This window comes from Mycobacterium sp. SMC-18, assembly GCF_045310895.1.
GTDB lineage: Bacteria > Actinomycetota > Actinomycetes > Mycobacteriales > Mycobacteriaceae > Mycobacterium.
In genome coordinates this window covers 67,295-85,074 of sequence record NZ_JBJIAL010000010.1, presented here as the reverse complement: position 1 = coordinate 85,074, position 17,780 = coordinate 67,295, and the positions used below count along the sequence as shown (strand labels likewise).

Here is a 17,780-nt window from a genome sequence, read left to right as displayed (position 1 = left end):
CGCGCGTGACGCGGAAAATCGTGCACGAATCACTTGTTGACGTCGGGACTACTGCTGGCCGCGCTGGCGGGCCAGCTCGCGCAGCATCGCGTTGTAGGCATCCAGGTCGTCGTCGGCATAGTCCGCGTCGGCGTGCCGGTCGGCGCGGGAGGCGGCGCGGCGATCCTGCCGCGCCCACTGTGCCACCAGGGCGATGACCACCAGGATCACCGGCAGTTCGCTCGAACCCCACGCGATGGCGCCGCCGAGGTGCTGGTCGGCGCCGATGCTCGACAGCCACGGCAGGCCGACGAACTTGTAGAACGGTCCGCCGATGGTGTCGGTCATGGTCATGGTCGCGATGCCGAAGAACGCGTGAAAAGGCATGACCGCGAACAACAATCCGAGCCGGCCGAGGAACGGCAGGCGCTTGGGGCCCGGGTCGATGCCGATGATGCCCCAGTAGAAGAGGTAGCCGACCAGCAGGAAGTGCACGCTCATCAACTCGTGGCCCCAGTGGTAGCGGACGAGCGTGTTGAAGATCGGGGTGAAGTACACCGCGTACAGCGACGCGACGAACAGCACGAACGCCACGATCGGATTCGACAGGGCGGCGGTGACTTTCGAGTGCACGAGCCACAGGATCCATTCGCGGGGTCCGGGCGGGGCGCCCTCGCCGGCCGGGGGCAGGGCGCGCAGCGCCAGGGTCACCGGGCCGCCCAGCACCAGGAGCACCGGCACGAACATGTTGAGCGTCATGTGCTCGCCCATGTGGACGCTGAACATCGCCGAGCCGTAGGCCCGCACACCCGAGCTACTGGTGAAAAGCAGTGCCGCGCAGCCGATCAGCCACGCGAGCAACCGGCCCACCGGCCACTCGTCGCCCCGGCGCCGCAGCTTCAGGTAGGCGTAGAGATAGGCGCCGGCAAGCACCAGCGCACCGATGCCGATGAAGGTGTCGAACCGCCAGACCGTCAGCAGCCGAACCACATTCGGCGGGTCGGGCAGCTCGTAGCCGAGGAAGACGTCCCAGGTCGTGTACTTGTGGTGCAGCAGGCGCGGCGCGGTTTGCACCGCCATCGCGGACACCGCGGCGAGCGCGGTGAGCGCGGGCAGGCAGGTGGCCAGTCGGGACGGCTTGGCGCGGCGCAGCGCCGCGGCATCGGTGATCCACGACGCCGCCAGCGCGATCGCCGCGACGATGGCCCACCGTCCGTAATCGCTGCCCGTCAGTCCGGGCGGGCCGAGTTGTTCGGCCAGCAGCAGCACGCCGTAGATCAGGGCCGCGGTGCCGCAGGCCACCTGGATGATCAGCACGCGCCGGTAGAGGTCGGCGGCCGGCGGGCTGATGACGGCCGCGATCTTGGTACCGGCCAGCACGGCCAGCGCCACCGCGAACACGATGACCGCGCTGGTCGTGTAGTCGTGGTCCGGCCCTTCGCTGGCATTGCCGGTCACCGGCAGCGCCAGGACGCCGATCACGCTCGGGAGCAACAGCACGACCATGGCGATCCACCGCACGCTGAACCGCAGCGTCAGCGCCACGAGGGCGGCGCACAGGGTGGCGGCGATCCAGCCACGGGCCATCTCGGACGCGCCGATGGCCTCACCCAGCCGGCCGCTCTCGACCAGCCGCAGGGCCGGCGCGCCGGCGTCGGTCGCTGCCTGCACCACCACCATGAACGCCGCGGCGACCAGCCAGACCAGCGAAACCCGTTCCAGCACAAGGTGGATGCGGTAAGTGGGCGGGTCGATGACGCCCTTGGAGTCGGGCCGGGCGGTGGTCACGATGTACAGCAGGCCGCCGAGGCAGATCGCGGCGGCGAGGACGGCCGTGAAGTAGCCGACCGGTTCGGCCACAGCGGTGAACGTGCCGGGGTAGCTGTCGCCGGTCGCGACGAAGCGCTGGTCGCTCGAGATGAGTGCGTAGGTGACCAAGGCGGCGACCGCGGCCAGATAACCCAACAGCGGCAGCGTGATCCTGCCCGCCCGGTCCGAGCCCATCGAAATACCGGCCTTCCACCTGAAGAACTGATCACGCCCAGTCTACGACCAGGTGTCGTAGAAATTTTCCGGGCGCAGGAACTCCTGGCGCCGCGGGCCGACCAATACAAGTTGTGAGTCACACCCAACTGCCCGAATCGGACGTTGCCGTCGCGTCCGATCCGTCGGCGTGGAAGCGCTTCCGCCCGGCATTGCTGCGGCTGCACTTCTACGCCGGCCTGTTCGTCGCGCCGTTCATCCTGATCGCCGCCGTCACCGGGCTGCTGTACGCGGTGATACCGCAGATCGACAGTGCCGTGTACCGGCACGAGCTCACCGTCGACCACGTCGGCGACCGGCAGCTGCCGCTGACCGCCCAGCTGTCGGCCGTCCGTGCCGCGCACCCGGAGGGCACCGTCACCAGCATCCGGCCGCCGGCCGCGCCGGACGAGACGACGCAGGTGACGCTCGCGGTCGACGACGTCCCCGCCGACTACGCGCGCACGGTGTTCGTCGACCCGTATACGGGCGCGGTCCGCGGCGCCCTGACCACCTACGGCCAGTGGCTGCCGGTGCGGGCCTGGTTCGACGAACTGCACCGCAACCTGCACCTCGGGGCCTTCGGCCGGAACTACAGCGAGCTGGCGGCCAGTTGGTCGTGGGTGATCGCCGGTGTGGGTCTGCTGCTGTGGATCGGGCACAACCGGGGACAGCCGCGGCGGCTCGTCGTCCCGGATGTGCGGGCGACCGGGCGACGTCGGCTGCTGTCGTGGCACGGCACCCTCGGGGTCTGGATTCTCGCGGCGGTCGCGCTGCTGGCGGTGTCGGGCATGACGTGGTCGCGGTTCGCGGGGGAGAACGTGGCCCAGTTGCGGACGCAGCTGAGCTGGACCAGCCCGTCCGTCGACACCGCACTGCCGGGGCAGGCCGCCGGCGCGACGCTCGATGAGGCCACCGCGCTGCGCGGCGCCGACGCGGCGCTGCAGGTCGCCCACGATGCCCACCTGCGGACACCGATGTGGATGTATCCGCCGACGACGGCCGGCCAGGGCTGGCAGGTCGCCGAACGCAAGCGTGACTGGCCGACGCAGTACGACGCGATCGTCGTCGACCCCACCACGAACGCCGTGACGGCGCGCCTCGACTTCGCCGAGTGGCCGCTGATGGCCAAGATGACCGACTGGGTCATCGACCTGCACATGGGCGTGCTGTTCGGCTTGGTCAATCAGCTGGCGCTGATCGCGGTCGCTCTCGCCATGATCGTCGGGATCGTGCTGGGATACCGGATGTGGTGGCGACGGCGGCCGACCCGCGGCGCCGGTTTCACCCTGCCGACCGGGCAACGGCGCGGTGCGCTGTCGGCGCTGCGGCCCTACGAGGCGGCGCTGCTGGTGCTGGTTCTCGCCGGTGTCGGGTGCTTCGCCCCGTTGTTCGGCCTCACGCTGGCCCTGTTCGTCATGGTCGACGTGGCACTGGGCTGGCGCCGCCGGCGGCAGGCGACGCGGTGATCGCGGACATCTGGCTCCGGTTGCTCGTCACCGGGCTGTTCCTGTTCAGCGCGGCCCAGTGCGTCTACGCCCTCGTCACGGCCCGCGAGAACCGGACGTGGGCCGACCAGACCAGCCGCGCGCTGCACCTGGTGATGGCCGTGGCGATGCTCGTCATGGCGTGGCCGGCCGGGATGGGCGTGCCCAACCGGCCGCCGCTGGTGTTCTTCCTGCTGGCGGCCGGCTGGTTCGCGGTCCTCTTGGTGGTGCGCTCCGGCCATCGGGTGGCCGACGGCTATCACGCGGTGATGATGCTGGCGATGGCGTGGATGTACGCCGTGATGGACGGGCGGGTGCTGCCCGGTCAGTGCGCCGGGACCGCGGCCGAGGCGTCGCAGTCGGCGTCGTCGATGCCGTCCATGCCGGGCATGGACATGTCCGGGACGCCGGCGCATGCGGGCCCGATGGGCGGCTGCGGGCACCCGTCGGCGTGGGTCGACGCCGTGAACTGGGTGGTCACCGCGTTGTTCGGGGCCGCTGCGTTGTGGTGGGCCATCCGCTACTTCACGGTGCGGCAGGAGCCCCCCGACGCCCCGGCCCGCCTGTGGTTCGCCGTGGCGTGCCAGGTCATGGCGGCGGCCGGCATGGCGATCATGTTCGCCGTGATGATCTAGGCCGCATTGCCGTCGGTGGGCCACAGGTGGCCCCGGCGGCGGCCGCGGGAGGCGTTGTCCGGCAGCGTGATGTCGTCGAGCGTGGGTGCCGCGTCGCGGTCCGGCCGCGGCGGCTCGCCGGCATGGCGGCGCCACACCAGCACCGTCAGCACCACCCCGGCCAGCGCCGGCAGATGGCTCAGCATGCGGACCGCACCGACTGCTCCGGTCAGTCCGTCGACGACGACGTAGCCGGTGAGCACGAGGGTGAACACGCCGCCGACGATCGCCAGGCCCATCGCCGCGGTCGGGCGGGCGGCGGCGACCAACATGCCGACGCCGAGTGCGACGGACCACGCCGTCGACTCGTTGACCACATGTCCGCCCGCGGCATGCCCGACGTGCACGCCGATGCTGACGCCCGCCGCCTGCAGCACGGCCAGGACGATCTGGATGGCGCCCACCACCGCGAGGCCGATGCGCAGCCAGTCGAGGCCGGGGCGGGTTTCGGGGAGCGCGGTCTGCGAGACCGTGTCGGCCACGGCGGTGATCCGGGTGCGGTCGGCGGCGATCAGCCCGCGCAGCAGCTGCATCTGGCTGTCCAGCTCGTCCTGCCACTGCCGGCACTCGGGGCAGGACGCCAGGTGCTCGTCGACGCGGCGCGCGGGGACGGGTTCGTGCTCGCCGTCCATCCGCGCGGACAGCGCCTCCCGGGCAATCTCGCACTCCACATCGTCAATAGTCGCGCACCGGGCCCGGTTTTCTCCCGGCAGTCCCGAATCCGTAGATCGGTGCCGTTTTGGTGGGTAAATAGTCGCTGGTCGGCGCCGGTACCATAGACACGTGAACTGGACCGTCGACGTACCCATCGACCAGCTGCCCGAGCTGCCCCCGCTGCCCGAGGACCTGCGCACGCGCCTTGCCGACGCGCTGTCCCGTCCGGCCGCGCAGCAGCCCAGCTGGCCTGCGGACCAGGCTGCTGCGATGCGCAAGGTGCTCGAGAGCGTGCCGCCCATCACCGTGCCGTCCGAGATCGAGAAGCTCAAGCTGCAGCTGGCCGACGTGGCGCAGGGCAAGGCGTTCCTGCTGCAGGGCGGTGACTGCGCCGAGACGTTCGTCGACAACACCGAGCCGCACATCCGGGCCAACATCCGGACCCTGCTGCAGATGGCCGTCGTGCTGACGTACGGCGCCAGCATGCCGGTGGTCAAGGTGGCCCGCATCGCGGGGCAGTACGCCAAGCCGCGTTCGTCGGACACCGACTCGCTGGGCCTGACGTCCTACCGCGGCGACATGGTCAACGGTTTCGACCCGGATCCCGCGGTGCGCGTGCACGACGCGTCGCGCCTGGTGCGGGCCTACGCCAACGCGAGCGCCGCGATGAACCTGGTGCGGGCGCTGACCTCGTCGGGCCTGGCGTCGCTGCAGCAGGTGCACGAGTGGAACCGTGAGTTCGTGCGGACCTCGCCGGCGGGTGCCCGGTACGAGGCGCTGGCGGCCGAGATCGACCGCGGCCTGAACTTCATGACGGCCTGCGGCGTCAACGACCGCAACCTGCAGACCGCCGAGATCTACGCCAGCCACGAGGCCCTGGTGCTCGACTACGAGCGCGCGATGCTGCGGCTGTCCACCGAGTTCGACGAGCCGCGCCTGTACGACCTGTCGGCGCACTACGTCTGGATCGGCGAGCGCACCCGTCAGCTCGACCACGCGCACATCGCGTTCGTCGAGACCATCGCCAACCCGATTGGCATCAAGATCGGCCCGACGACGACGCCCGAGATGGCGGTCGAGTACGTGGAACGCCTTGACCCGCACAACATTCCGGGCCGGCTCACGCTGGTCAGTCGAATGGGCAACGGCAAGGTGCGCGACGTGCTGCCGGGCATCATCCAGAAGGTGGAGGCCTCCGGCCACCAGGTCATCTGGCAGTGCGACCCCATGCACGGCAACACCCACGAGAGCTCGACGGGCTACAAGACCCGCCACTTCGACCGCATCGTCGACGAGGTGCAGGGCTTCTTCGAGGTGCACCGCGCGCTGGGCACCCACCCGGGCGGCATCCACGTCGAGATCACCGGCGAGAACGTCACCGAATGCCTTGGTGGCGCGCAGGATATCTCCGACGACGACCTGGCCGGCCGCTACGAGACGGCCTGCGACCCGCGCCTGAACACCCAGCAGAGCCTGGAGTTGGCGTTCCTCGTCGCGGAGATGCTGCGCGACTAGCTGCACCCCGCCGAATGGCCACCCGGCGCATGGTTTTCACCCGAAACCCGTGCGGCAGGTGGCCATTCGGCGTTTCTAGAACAGCCCGTCGATGTTGGTGCCGAGGGTCCACGCGCCGGCGGCGACCAACGCGGTCAGCGTCAGCACCGCGATGAGCCAGAACAGCACGGCGCGCCGCGACCGCTGCCGCGCCCAGGCGAAGTCGTCGAGGTCGATCCCGGCGAATTGTTTTGTCACCACCGGTGATTCGAGCAGTGCGGGGTCCATCGCGGGGTCCATCGTGAACTGCAGGGTGTGCTGCGGTGCCGGCTTCGGGGCTGCCGCCCGGCCCGTCGCGACCGTGGTGCGCTCGGCCCGGCCGCGCTGTGCGGCCGCCGCGGTGTGTTGCGCCGAGTTCGTCGGTGCCGGCACCCGGAATTCGGGCAGACCGAGGTCGGTGACGATCGCGGCGAGTTCGGCCGCCATGTCGCCGGCATCCAGGTAGCGGTCGTCGGCCAGGCGGGCCGTCGCGCAGGCCACCAGGTCGTCGAATTGCTTTGGCACACCGGCGATTGCCGAACTCGGCGGCGGCACGTCCTGGTCCAGCCGCTGATAGGCGACGCTGAGCGGATTGTCGCCGGTGAACGGCGTGGTGCCGGTCAGCAGCTCGTAGGCCAGGATGCCGACGGAGTAGACGTCGCTGCGCGGATCGGCGTCGCCGGTGCTGACCTGTTCGGGGGAGAGGTACGCCGCGGTGCCGAGGATGACGCTCGTCGACGTGATCTTGGCCTCAGCGACGGCACGCACGAGCCCGAAGTCGGCGATCTTGACCTCACCGCTGTCGGAGATCAGGACGTTCTCTGGCTTGATGTCGCGGTGCACCAGGCCGGCCTCGTGAGCCACTGCCAGGCCGTCGAGCATCGGAGCCAGCACGGCCGCCACGGCGTGCGGCGGCATCGGGCCACGCTCGCGCAGCAACTCGCGCAGCGTTCCGCCCTCGACGAGTTCCATGACCAGGAACGGGTGCCGGCCGTCGAATCCCTGGTCGTAAACCGCCACCAGCCCAGGGCTTTTCAGGCCGGCGGCGGCGCGGGCCTCGCGCTGGAAGCGCGTCAGGAACTGCTGATCGCCGGAGTACCGCGAATCCATGACCTTGAGTGCCACCAGGCGGTCGAGCCGGGTGTCCAGGCCGCGGTACACCGTGGACATGCCGCCACTGGCGATCGGTGCATCCACGCGGTATCGCCCGTCCAGCACCGCACCGATAAGTGGGTCCGGTTGTCGGGATGGCTGCACCTGGCAATCGTACGGCTCTAGAATCTCCTGGGTGAGCAGCATTCCGGCCGCCGAGGACGTTATCGATCCCGATGAAGCGGTCTACGACCTTCCCACAGTGGCATCGATGCTGGGTATCCCGGTGACCAAGGTGCACCAGCAGCTGCGGGACGGACACCTCCTCGGAGTGCGCCGGAACGGTGCCATCGTGGTGCCCAAGATCTTCTTCGACGCCAAAGGGCACGTGGTCAAGCAGCTGCCGGGCCTGCTCGTCGTGCTGCGCGACGGTGGCTACCACGAAACCGACATCGTGCGGTGGCTGTTCACCGCCGACGAGTCGCTGACGCTGACGCGCGACGGCACCACCGAGCGCGTCGTCAACGCGCGTCCGGTCGACGCGCTGCATTCGCACCAGGCCAGGGAAGTGCTGCGGCGCGCCCAGGCTATGGCGTACTAGCCGGCTCGGCAGCCGTCGTCTTCGGCTCCGGCGCGTGGGCCAGTGAGTACCACGCGGCCACAGCGCATCCCGTCGCCAGGATGACGTGCAGCCACGAGTACATGCCGTGCGATCCGTCGGGTTTGAAGATCACCATGATCCAGGTCGAGAACCCGGCGATCGCGGCGACGGCCGAGCGGCTCTGCGCCAGCGCCGAGACGATCGCCAGCGGCCAGGTGTAGTACCAGGGCAGCGCGGCGGGCACGAACAGCACCACGACGGCCATCACCAGCGCGATGCCGATCAGCGCTTCCCGGTCGGTGTGCCGGAATCGCCACCACAGCAAGGGCAGTGAGATCGCGATGATCGCGATACCGATGATGCGGGTGACGTCCAGCACCGCGTAGAAGCTGACGGTGGTGAACAGTCCGCCGATGGCGTGGATCAGGTTGGCCACGGCCGTCGGGATGGTCAGCCAGTTGACGATCTTGACCGAACCGGCCAGTGCCGTAAGCCAGCCGAGCCCGACGCCGGCCGCCACCGTCACCACGGCGAACACGACGGTGAAGATCGCGCCCGACGCCGCGGTGGCCGCCAGCCACGCGCGGACCTGGCCCCACGGGTGCCGTTCGCGCAACTGGCGCATCCAGACCCACACCATGAACGGAAGTGCCAGTCCCGCGGTCGCTTTCACCGCCACCGCGAGGGCGATCACGCTGACGCCGGCGATCGGATGCCGTTCGAAGGTCAGCGCGATGGCGGCCATCATCAGGCCGACCATCAGCATCTCGTTGTGGACGCCACCCATGAGATGGATGATCACCAGCGGGTTGAGGACGCAAATCCACAGGGCGGCAGCGCTGTTGGCGCCGACGTGGCGGGCCACTCGGGGCGCCGCCCAGATCAGCATGACCAGGCCGGGCAGCATGCACAGCCGCAGCAGCATGGTGCCCTCGACGACGTGGTCGCCGACGATCATGGTGACGAACTTGGCCACCAGGATGAAGGCCGGTCCATAGGGCGCGGTGGTGGTGGTCCAGATGGGACTCACGTTGTCCAGCAACGAGTTCGGGTTGTCGACCGGGCCGACGAGGTAGGGATCGAGGCCGTCGCGCAGCAGCGCGCCCTGCGCCAGGTAGGAGTAGGTGTCACGGCTGAACACCGGCACGCTCAGCAGCAGCGGCGCCAGCCAGAAGCCGGTCGTCGCGATCATGGTGTAGTCGGTGGCGGTGCGGTCCACGACGCGCCGGCCCAGCGCCAGCCAGGCGATCAGCATCAGGGCCACGCCGGTCCACAGCAGGATCGACGACAGCACCAGCCCGTGGCCGAACCGGAACCACGACAGGTGCATCGATTCCAGCAGGGGATCGTGCTGCCGGGTGCTGCCGGCGCCCAGGCCGCCCAGGGCGATCAGGATGGCGCCGGCGAAGCCGAGCAGCGCGGGGCGGCCCTCGTCGGATCGCCCGAACACGGTGAGCCGGGCCAGCGCCCCTGGAGCAGTGGTCGAGGTCGACATCGTGGCCTACGCGGACCGGTTGGACGCCCGCCGGGCGAGCTCGGTGAGGCCGGCCTTGGCGCCCTCGTCGATGGGGGCGGCGGCGAGGGCGTCCAGTCCACGTTGGGTGAGCAGCGTGATGCGCTGCTCGACGGCGCTCAGTGCACCCACGGCCTCGATCACGCCGCAGAGTTCGCCGACCTGGCCGTCCGTCAGATCGGTGCCGATCAAGTCCCGCAGCAGGGCCGCCGCGGCCGGGTCGGAGGTCTCGGCCAGTTCCACGGCCTCGGCCAGCAGCACGGTGCGCTTGCCCGAGCGCAGGTCGTCACCCGACGGCTTGCCCGTGACGGCCGGGTCGCCGAACACCCCGAGCACGTCGTCACGCAGCTGGAACGCGATGCCCAGGTCGGTGCCGACCGCGTGGAAGATTTTCTGCACGTCGGGCCGGTCGGCGGCGGCCGCGGCGCCCAGCTGCAACGGCCGGGTGACGGTGTAGGACGCGGTCTTGTAGAGGTTCACGTTCATGGCCGAGGCCACGGTGTCGGCGCCACTGGATTCGGCGACGATGTCGAGGTACTGCCCGCCGAGGACCTCGGTGCGGATGTGCGCCCACACCTCGTTGACGCGGCGGCGTGCGTCGGCCGACAGGTCGGCGTTCGCGATGATGTCGTCGGCCCAGGACAGGGCCAGGTCGCCGAGCAGGATCGCCGCGGACAGCCCGAACTGCTCGGACGACCCGCGCCAGCCCTGCTGGCGGTGCCGGTCGGCGAACAGCCGGTGCACTGTCGGCAGGCCGCGCCGCGTGGCCGAACAGTCGATGACGTCGTCGTGGACCAGGGCACACGCCTGCAGCAGTTCCAGCGCGGAGAACAGGCGCAGCACCGCCGGGTCGGCCGGGTGGCCGGGATCGGGGGCGACGGCGCGCCAGCCCCAGTACGCGAAGGCCGGACGGACGCGCTTGCCGCCACGTAGGACGAACTCTTCGAGTGCCCCCGTCACATCGGCGTAGGCGTCGCCGATGTAGGCGCTGTCCCGCCGGCGCTCGGCGAGATAGTCGCGCAGTTGATCTGTGATGGCATTCGCCAGCTCGCCAGCCGACGGACCTGCGGCATCGACGCTCAGCGCGCGTCCCCTCTCCTGACCCCGAAATCGTGCATTCAGATTAGAGGGTGCCGGGCCGGCGGTCGGACACTGCGGCGAAGTCGCTCATCTGACACTGCGGCGAAGTCACTCATCGGACACGGCGGCGAACTTGGGTGAGCGGTCGCGGCTCCAGTAGGCGAGACCGCCGATGACGCCGGCGACCGCGAAGGCCAGGATGGCCATCCAGATGGCGGCCGTGGTGAACGAGCGCGCGCTCGGGTCGGTGTAGCGGGCCTGGGCCTTCATGGTGGTCACGACGCCGGGCTTGAGCTTCCACTGCACGATGTCGCTGGCCACCCGCTCGCCGTTGGTCGAGGTGACATCGCCCGGAAACGCCACCGACAGCGTGACGTCGGACTCCGGGTCGCTCAGCGTCGTCAGGTCGACGCGGCCTTCGAGGATCACCAGGTCACCGGCGCGGCGCAGGGAGATGTCGGCACCCGCCGAGTCGCGGCTCAGGTTGGCCAGCTGCGGCACCTCGGAGAAGTTCAGGTCCGAGAACACCGCCTCGGAGCCGACGTAGTCGTCCTTGCGGTAGTCCGAGACCACGACCTTCTGGGCGAACGGCAGGTTGTTGGTCAGCTGCGGACCCTTGTCGTCCGCGTTCTTGGCCTTCGCGGCGGCCACGATCTGACCGGAGACCCGGTCGTCGGGCGAGATGGTGAGCGAGGTGTGGACGCGCACGCAGCCGACCGCCAGGGGGAGCAGCATCAGAAACAGCAGCAAGGCACGCAGGTGGCGGCGGCGGTTCACGCCGTTATCGTGCCAGATCGCGTCAGGGACAGCGGCACACCGGATGGATCACAGTGGCAGGGCGCGGCCGAGAATGGCGAACGGCCGGGGATCGCCCGGGAAGAAGTAGCTGCGCATGACGTCGTGGAAATCGAGCCGGCGGTACAGCTTCCAGGCCCGGTTGTCCTCGCCGTGGATCTCCGGGGTGGACAGCAGGACGTGGGATTCCGTGGCGCCGGCGAGCAGCCGGCGGGTGAGCGCCTCGCCGAGTCCCTGCCCCTGGGCCCGCGGGTGGATGTGCAGTTCGGTGAGCTCGAAATACCCGTTCATCAATTGGTCGATGCGTTCGCTGGGGGTGCCGACGTGGCGCAGGCCTGTCGCGACCTGTTGGTACCACCACTGATCGGGCGCGCCGCGGTACCCGTAGGCGACCCCGAGCATGGGGGCGGATCGCAGTGCCGCCTCCGGCGCCTCGTCGGCTGTGGGGACGTCGAACGCCGCGACGCCCGTCCAGCCTTCGCGGCGGGTGTGCTCCAGCCACATGGCGGCCCGCTGGCGTTCGGTGCCCCGTGGGTAGCGCATCGCGTCGACGTAGACGGACAGTGCGTCGTCGAGGCGGTACTGCATGTCAGCCGGCGACAGATCGGTCAGGAGCGTCGCCACGGTGTGAGCCTTTCGGTGCGGCAGGGAAGTCGGGTGTCGGGTTGCTGAACAGGCGCTGTCGCCCGGCCGACGTCCCAGTCTTACAATTCGGGAGTCTGAAGTATGTGGTACGTGTCTGTGTGACCTCGTATCATGACTGTTAGGTATCCGTGACCACGGGTGCAGACGTCAGGAGCCGCTGCCGGCAGCGGTGTGAGTTGGGAGGCGCGGATGCCACTCTCCGATCATGAGCAGCGCATGCTCGACCAGATCGAGAGTGCGCTGTACGCCGAGGACCCGAAGTTCGCTTCGAGCGTCCGGGGCGGCACGCTGCACGCGCCGTCGGCGCGGCGGCGAGTGCAGGGCGCAGGGCTGTTCGTCCTGGGTCTGGCGTTGCTGGTGCTGGGTGTGGCCTTTCGGATTCTGTGGATCAACCAGCTGCCGATCCTGAGCGTCATCGGTTTCGTGGTGATGTTTGCCGGTGCCGTGTTCGCGGTGACCGGGCCCCGGGTGTTGTCCAAGGAGAAGTCGTCCCCGGCGGGTGGCAAGTCCAAGCGGGCCCGTGCGGGCAACTCGTTCACCAACCGTATGGAAGACCGGTTCCGTCGCAGGTTCGACGACTAGACGCGGACGCGTGACGCAGGGGTAGCCGATTCGGCTGCCCCTGTTTTGTTTTTCGCTCGGCCTGGTTTGTTTTCGGCGCGCTCTTGCCTGTTCCGGGTGGTGTGACACCCGACACGCCGGATCCGTAGCGAAATTTGCCGGCGGCGATGTGCGCCGCGATTTTTCAGGGGCTGTGCTCCGCGGCTCCCCACAATGCCCCACCAATCTCCCACATGGGCTGCCAACTGGGATTTTGGCGGTCAGCCTGGCCGTTTGAGGCCGTTCTCCGCTCCCGTTCTCTCGTGATTGCTGCGTCAGGTGGGGCAGATAAGGCGATTTTTAGACTTGAGATGGAGAGAAGTGGGGGATTGTGGGGTAATGTGGCGGACATCGGAGAAACCGGACTCCGGAGTGGTGGGAGGTGCCTGATGTTCCTGGGTACCTACACGCCGAAGCTCGACGACAAGGGGCGACTGACGTTGCCCGCCAAGTTCCGCGATGCACTGGCAGGAGGGTTGATGGTCGCCAAAAGTCCAGATCACAGCCTCGCCGTGTACCCCAGGGCCGAGTTCGAAGCCGAGATCGCCCGCCGCGTGGCGAGCACTCCCCGGAACGACCCCGCCGCTCGTGCCGACCTGCGCGTTTTCGCCGCAGGCGCCGACGAGCAGCACCCCGACGCTCAGGGCCGCATCACCCTGTCGGCCGACCACCGTCGCTACGCGAGCCTGACCAAGGAATGCGTCGTGATCGGTGCGGTCGACTACCTGGAAATCTGGGACGCCGCGGCCTGGCAGACCTACCAAGAAACTCACGAAGAGAACTTCTCCGCGGCAAGCGATGAAGCGCTCGGCAGCACCCTTTGACCTGCAGGCCCGTGCAGCGTGGCCTCTGCCCGAACCGGCCCTGGCGTACTTCCCCAACGTCAGGTTCGCGAACTCGGACAGAGACCTCGCTGCAGGGGCCGCACAAATCCACCAGCTGAAGCCTTTTGGGGGTGTTGCGTTGACCGATCGTCGGCCGCACATTCCGGTGCTGCTGGACCGCTGCGTCGAGCTGCTGGCCCCGGCCCTCACCCGGGTCAGCGCCGATGGTGCCGGCGCCGTCATGATCGACGCGACGCTCGGCGCCGGTGGCCACTCCGAAGCCTTCCTCACGCGGTTCCCCGCTGTGACGCTCATCGGCCTGGACCGCGACCAGACCGCGCTGCGGCTCGCGGGGGAGCGCCTGGCGCCGTTCGGTGACCGCGTGCACCTGGTCCACACTCCGTACGACGGCATCGACGAGGCGCTGACCCAATCCGGTTACCGGCCAGGCGAATTGGACGCCATCCTGTTCGACCTCGGGGTGTCCTCGATGCAGCTCGACCAGGCCGAGCGTGGTTTCGCGTACGCGCAGGACGCGCCGCTGGACATGCGCATGGACCAGACCTCGGGCCTGACGGCGGCCGACATCCTGAACACCTACGACGCCAAGGCACTGACCCGCGTGCTGCGCGAGTACGGCGAGGAGAAGTTCGCCTCGCGCATCGCCGGCGCGATCGTCCGGGAGCGCGCCCGCCGCCCGTTCACCACGACGACCGAGCTGGTCGAGCTGCTCTACGCGGTGATCCCGGCCCCGGCCCGTCGCACGGGCGGGCATCCGGCCAAGCGGACGTTCCAGGCGCTGCGCACCGAGGTCAACGGTGAGCTGGACTGCCTGCGGGCGGCGATTCCCGCCGCGCTGGACGCGCTGCGTCCCGGCGGCCGGATCGCGGTCGAGGCGTATCAGTCGCTGGAAGACCGAATCGTCAAGGGGTACTTCACCGATGCCATCGCATCGCGTACCCCGGAGGGCCTGCCCATGGAGCTGCCCGGCTACGAGCCGCTCTTCACCGCGTTGACCCGGGGCGCCGAGCGGGCCGACGAACACGAACTCGAATTGAACCCGCGCAGCGCGTCCGTCCGCCTGCGCGCACTGGAAAAAGTTGTCACAAGGGGAGGTCTGTGATGGCAAAGCGGCCAGCACCGGTACGCGGCGGCAATGCTCGACGGGACTCCGACCCCGATCCGCGCCGCCGCACGACGCGCCGCGGCGGCGACCCGGCATCGCGTCGCGAGGGTGGCAAGGGGGAAGTCAAGCGCGACAACAAGACTGACGCGCGCGTCAAGCGCGGCAAGCGCGACGTCCGGCCGCAGCGGTCCAAGCCCACCGGCGCCGGCCCGCAGACCACACCGTTCGCCCGGCCGACGGCGGCGCCGTCGCGACCCAAGAGCGCCTCACAGGCCAAGGCCCGCGCCAAGGCACGGAAAGCCAAGGCGCCCAAGGTTGTTCGCACCCCGCTGCGGGAGCGGCTGCTCATCCGCATCGCCGAGATGGACCTCAACCCGCGGCATCTGATCGCGCGGGTGCCGTTCGTCGTGCTGATCATCGGGGCACTGGGCATGGGCCTGGGCGTCACGCTGTGGCTGTCGACGTCCGCGGCCGAACGGTCGTACGAGCTGGGCCGCGCCAAGGAGATCAATCAGGCTCTGCAGCAACAGAAAGAGGCGCTCGAGCGGGATGTGCTGGTCGCGCAGGCGGCGCCGGCCCTGGCCGATGCGGCGCGCAACCTCGGCATGATCCCGTCGCGCGACACCGCGCACCTGGTGCAGGACCCCACCGGCAACTGGCTGCTGGTCGGCAGCCCGAAGCCGGCGCAGGGAGTGCCGCCACCTCCGCTGAACACGCCACTGCCCGAAGCGGCCCCGCCCGCCCCGGCTGCGGCCCCGCGCCCGGCCCCGGCTGCCGCGCCCGCCCCGCAGCCGGCGCCTGCTGCCGCGCCCGCCCCCGCTCCGGCGGGTGTCCCAGCTGTTCCGGCTCCCGCAGCTGTTCCGGTCCCGGGTGCCGCTCCGGCCCCCGCCGGCGTTCCGGCCCCGGCCGCCGCTCCGGCGCCCGTCGTGGTCGACCCGCGCGAGCAGGTCGTGCACGCACCGGCGCCCGCGGCTCCGGTACTCGCGGCGCCCGCCCTCGCGGCGCCCGTGCCCGCGGCTCCGGCGCTCCCGGTGCCTGGGCAGGGCACGCTGCCCGGCCCGGCGTTGCAGCCTGAGGCCGCGCTGCCGGCGCCCGTCGCACAAGCCCCGGTCGCACAAGCCCCGGTCGCACAAGCCCCGGCACAGGCCCCGGCTCCCGCTCCGGTCCCGGCCCCGGCGCCGGCGCAGCCCGCCCCCGGTCTGCCCGCATGAGCGGCACGCGACCGCGCAAGACCGCTGCCGCGCGGACGGGCGCGCCCCGCAAGCGGCCGGCCGCCAAACCGCGTCCCGCGCAACCGCATTCGGCGCACGACCGGCGGACCCGTGAGGCCGTCGTGCCCGAGGGGCGGACCGGCTCGTTCGGGTTCCGGCACAAGGCCGGCAACATCGTTATCGCGGTGGTGCTGCTGGCCGCGGCCGTCCAGTTGTTCTTCCTGCAGGGCCCGCGGGCGGCCGGTCTGCGCGCCGAGGCCGCCAGCCAGCTCAAGGTCACCGACGTGCAGAAGGCGGTGCGCGGCAGCATCATCGACCGCAACAACGCCAAGCTGGCGTTCACCATCGAGGCCCGCGCGCTGACCTTCCAGCCGAACCGGATCCGTCAGCAGCTGACCGAGGCCAAGGCCAAGACCCCGGCGGCGCCGGACCCCGACAAGCGGCTCAACGAGATCGCCGTCGGCGTGGCCGGCCTGCTGAACAACAAGCCCGATGCCGCGACCCTGGCCAAGAAGATCACCGGCCGCGACTCGTTCGTCTACCTGGCGCGGGCCGTCGACCCGGCGATCTCCGACGCCATCACCAAGAAGTACCCAGAGGTCGGCGCGGAGCGGCAGGACATCCGGCAGTACCCCGGTGGCTCGCTGGCCGCGAACGTCGTCGGCGACATCGGCTGGGACGGCCACGGCCTGCTCGGCCTCGAAGATTCCTTCGACGCAAAGCTTTCCGGCACCGACGGCTCGGTCACCTACGACCGCGGCTCGGACGGCGTGGTGATCCCCGGCAGCTACCGGGACCGGCACGACGCGATCAACGGCGCCACCATCCAGCTCACGCTCGACAACGACATCCAGTACTACGTCCAGCAGCAGGTGCAGCAGGCCAAGGACATGTCCGGCGCGCACGACGTGTCCGCGGTGGTTTTGGATTCGAAGACCGGCGAGATCCTCGCCATGACCAACGACAACACCTTCGATCCGGCCCAGGAGCTGAGCCGGCAGGACGACAAGCAGATGGGAAACCTGCCTGCGACGTCGCCGTTCGAGCCGGGCTCGGTGAACAAGATCGTCACCGCGGCGTCGGTCATCGAGTTCGGGCTGTCGAATCCCGATGAGGTGCTTCAGGTTCCGGGCAGCTACAACATGGGTGGTGTCACCATCCGCGACGCCTGGGGCCACGGCACCGACCCGTACACCACCACCGGCATCTTCGGGAAGTCCTCGAACATCGGCACCCTGATGCTGGCCCAGCGGGTCGGCCCGGAGCGCTTCGCCGACATGCTGACGAAGTTCGGCCTCGGCCAGCGCACGGGTTCGGGCCTGCCCGGGGAGAGCGCGGGTCTGGTCCCGCCGATCGACCAGTGGTCGGGCAGCTCGTTCGCGAACCTGCCCATCGGACAGGGCCTTTCGATGACCCTGCTGCAGATGACCGGCATGTACCAGGCCATCGCCAACGACGGCCTGCGCATCCCGCCGCGCATCGTCAAGTCGATCGTCTCGGCCGACGGCACGCACCAGGACCAGGCGGCTCCCGAGGGCGTGCAGGTCGTGTCGCCGCAGACCGCGGCGACACTGCGCAACATGTTCCGCGCGACCCTCCAGCGTGACCCGCGCGGCACCCAGCAGGGCACCGGCTGGCCGGGCGCTGTCGAGGGTTACCAGATGGCCGGCAAGACCGGTACCGCCCAGCAGATCAACCCGGCGTGCGGCTGCTACTACGACGACGACCACTACTGGATCACCTTCGCCGGCATGGCGCCGTCGGACGACCCGCGTTACGTCGTCGGGATCATGGCCAACAACCCGCAGCGCAATGCCGACGGCACGCCGGGCCACTCGATGGCGCAGCTGTTCCACAACATCGCGGCCTGGCTGATGCAGCGCGAGAACGTGCCGCTGTCGCCGGACCCCGGTCCGCCGCTGGTCCTGCAGGCGACCTGACGGG

The 17,780-nt window shown here is 69.8% G+C and carries 16 protein-coding genes; 9 read left to right on the top strand and 7 right to left on the bottom strand.

The window, feature by feature from the left end; genetic code table 11:
* Positions 1 to 48 precede the first annotated feature (48 nt).
* On the bottom strand, positions 49 to 1,983 hold the full coding sequence (locus tag ACJH6J_RS11405; protein WP_406802646.1) for a cytochrome c oxidase assembly protein: 1,935 nt from the start codon (positions 1,981 to 1,983) through the stop codon (positions 49 to 51).
* A 113-nt stretch (positions 1,984 to 2,096) separates the two neighbouring features.
* Here ACJH6J_RS11405 and ACJH6J_RS11400 point away from each other — a divergent pair, with 113 nt between their 5' ends.
* Together ACJH6J_RS11400 and ACJH6J_RS11395 are read left to right on the top strand one after the other, a co-directional pair.
* Positions 2,097 to 3,470 carry a PepSY-associated TM helix domain-containing protein gene (locus ACJH6J_RS11400; RefSeq protein ID WP_406802647.1) on the top strand — a complete coding sequence of 458 codons (1,374 nt, stop codon included), beginning with the start codon at positions 2,097 to 2,099 and terminating at the stop codon, positions 3,468 to 3,470.
* Positions 3,467 to 4,123, top strand: coding sequence for a DUF5134 domain-containing protein (locus ACJH6J_RS11395; protein ID WP_406775662.1), 657 nt, complete (start codon positions 3,467 to 3,469; stop codon positions 4,121 to 4,123). The genes ACJH6J_RS11400 and ACJH6J_RS11395 overlap by 4 nt, the downstream gene beginning before the upstream one ends.
* On the opposite strand, the gene ACJH6J_RS11390 is transcribed toward ACJH6J_RS11395, so the two are convergent.
* Positions 4,120 to 4,833, bottom strand: a complete 714-nt coding sequence (locus tag ACJH6J_RS11390; RefSeq protein ID WP_212812078.1) for a zf-HC2 domain-containing protein — start codon at positions 4,831 to 4,833, stop codon at positions 4,120 to 4,122. The two genes, ACJH6J_RS11395 and ACJH6J_RS11390, sit on opposite strands and share 4 nt — an antisense overlap.
* Positions 4,834 to 4,945: 112 nt before the next feature.
* Here ACJH6J_RS11390 and ACJH6J_RS11385 point away from each other — a divergent pair, with 112 nt between their 5' ends.
* Entirely contained in the window at positions 4,946 to 6,331 is a 1,386-nt protein-coding gene (locus ACJH6J_RS11385) for a class II 3-deoxy-7-phosphoheptulonate synthase (protein ID WP_020103604.1), read from the top strand.
* A 75-nt stretch (positions 6,332 to 6,406) separates the two neighbouring features.
* Here the strand turns inward: ACJH6J_RS11385 and ACJH6J_RS11380 are convergent, their stop codons facing one another.
* The gene (locus tag ACJH6J_RS11380) at positions 6,407 to 7,648 is read right to left on the bottom strand and encodes a protein kinase domain-containing protein (RefSeq protein ID WP_318985157.1); all 1,242 of its coding nucleotides are present in this window, start codon (positions 7,646 to 7,648) and stop codon (positions 6,407 to 6,409) included.
* Between ACJH6J_RS11380 and ACJH6J_RS11375 the strand changes: the two genes are divergently transcribed.
* Positions 7,638 to 8,042, top strand: coding sequence for an Rv2175c family DNA-binding protein (locus tag ACJH6J_RS11375; protein ID WP_406775661.1), 405 nt, complete (start codon positions 7,638 to 7,640; stop codon positions 8,040 to 8,042). The two genes, ACJH6J_RS11380 and ACJH6J_RS11375, sit on opposite strands and share 11 nt — an antisense overlap.
* Here the strand turns inward: ACJH6J_RS11375 and ACJH6J_RS11370 are convergent.
* From ACJH6J_RS11370 to ACJH6J_RS11355, 4 genes are all read right to left on the bottom strand, one after another.
* Complete coding sequence (locus ACJH6J_RS11370) at positions 8,029 to 9,537, bottom strand: alpha-(1->6)-mannopyranosyltransferase A (RefSeq protein ID WP_406775660.1); 1,509 nt, start codon at positions 9,535 to 9,537, stop codon at positions 8,029 to 8,031. The two genes, ACJH6J_RS11375 and ACJH6J_RS11370, sit on opposite strands and share 14 nt — an antisense overlap.
* Before the next feature lie 6 nt (positions 9,538 to 9,543).
* Positions 9,544 to 10,602, bottom strand: a complete 1,059-nt coding sequence (idsA2, locus tag ACJH6J_RS11365) for a bifunctional (2E,6E)-farnesyl/geranyl diphosphate synthase (RefSeq protein ID WP_064858727.1) — start codon at positions 10,600 to 10,602, stop codon at positions 9,544 to 9,546.
* Positions 10,603 to 10,743: 141 nt separating this feature from the next.
* Positions 10,744 to 11,370 (bottom strand): LppM family (lipo)protein, encoded by a 627-nt coding sequence (locus ACJH6J_RS11360; protein ID WP_406775668.1) that lies wholly within the window; start codon positions 11,368 to 11,370, stop codon positions 10,744 to 10,746.
* Between the two features lie 90 nt (positions 11,371 to 11,460).
* Positions 11,461 to 12,054: an N-acetyltransferase gene (locus tag ACJH6J_RS11355; RefSeq protein ID WP_212812074.1), complete on the bottom strand. Its 594-nt coding sequence runs from the start codon at positions 12,052 to 12,054 to the stop codon at positions 11,461 to 11,463.
* A 210-nt stretch (positions 12,055 to 12,264) separates the two neighbouring features.
* On the opposite strand from ACJH6J_RS11355, the gene ACJH6J_RS11350 reads away from it, so the two are divergent.
* From ACJH6J_RS11350 to ACJH6J_RS11330, 5 genes are all read left to right on the top strand, one after another.
* Positions 12,265 to 12,657: a DUF3040 domain-containing protein gene (locus ACJH6J_RS11350; protein ID WP_406775659.1), complete on the top strand. Its 393-nt coding sequence runs from the start codon at positions 12,265 to 12,267 to the stop codon at positions 12,655 to 12,657.
* 407 nt (positions 12,658 to 13,064) lie between these two features.
* A complete protein-coding gene (gene mraZ / locus ACJH6J_RS11345; protein ID WP_020103613.1) occupies positions 13,065 to 13,499 on the top strand; it encodes a division/cell wall cluster transcriptional repressor MraZ in 435 nt (144 codons plus the stop codon).
* Between the two features lies 1 nt (position 13,500).
* On the top strand, positions 13,501 to 14,622 hold the full coding sequence (gene rsmH / locus ACJH6J_RS11340) for a 16S rRNA (cytosine(1402)-N(4))-methyltransferase RsmH (protein WP_244872956.1): 1,122 nt from the start codon (positions 13,501 to 13,503) through the stop codon (positions 14,620 to 14,622).
* Positions 14,622 to 15,836 carry a hypothetical protein gene (locus tag ACJH6J_RS11335; RefSeq protein ID WP_406775658.1) on the top strand — a complete coding sequence of 405 codons (1,215 nt, stop codon included), beginning with the start codon at positions 14,622 to 14,624 and terminating at the stop codon, positions 15,834 to 15,836. The genes rsmH and ACJH6J_RS11335 overlap by 1 nt, the downstream gene beginning before the upstream one ends.
* Positions 15,833 to 17,776 (top strand): penicillin-binding protein 2, encoded by a 1,944-nt coding sequence (locus ACJH6J_RS11330; RefSeq protein WP_212812071.1) that lies wholly within the window; start codon positions 15,833 to 15,835, stop codon positions 17,774 to 17,776. Before ACJH6J_RS11335 ends, ACJH6J_RS11330 begins: the two co-directional genes overlap by 4 nt.
* Positions 17,777 to 17,780 lie beyond the last annotated feature (4 nt).

What these genes read in the sequence shown, in the direction of transcription:
- ACJH6J_RS11405 (WP_406802646.1), bottom strand. Translation starts at nt 1,983, where the DNA reads ATGGGCTCGGACCGGGCGGGCAGGATCACGCTGCCGCTGTTGGGTTAT.
- ACJH6J_RS11380 (WP_318985157.1), bottom strand. Translation starts at nt 7,648, where the DNA reads ATGCTGCTCACCCAGGAGATTCTAGAGCCGTACGATTGCCAGGTGCAG.
- ACJH6J_RS11370 (WP_406775660.1), bottom strand. Translation starts at nt 9,537, where the DNA reads ATGTCGACCTCGACCACTGCTCCAGGGGCGCTGGCCCGGCTCACCGTG.
- ACJH6J_RS11360 (WP_406775668.1), bottom strand. Translation starts at nt 11,370, where the DNA reads ATGCTGCTCCCCCTGGCGGTCGGCTGCGTGCGCGTCCACACCTCGCTC.
- ACJH6J_RS11350 (WP_406775659.1), top strand. Translation starts at nt 12,265, where the DNA reads ATGCCACTCTCCGATCATGAGCAGCGCATGCTCGACCAGATCGAGAGT.
- mraZ (WP_020103613.1), top strand. Translation starts at nt 13,065, where the DNA reads ATGTTCCTGGGTACCTACACGCCGAAGCTCGACGACAAGGGGCGACTG.
- ACJH6J_RS11335 (WP_406775658.1), top strand. Translation starts at nt 14,622, where the DNA reads ATGGCAAAGCGGCCAGCACCGGTACGCGGCGGCAATGCTCGACGGGAC.
- ACJH6J_RS11330 (WP_212812071.1), top strand. Translation starts at nt 15,833, where the DNA reads ATGAGCGGCACGCGACCGCGCAAGACCGCTGCCGCGCGGACGGGCGCG.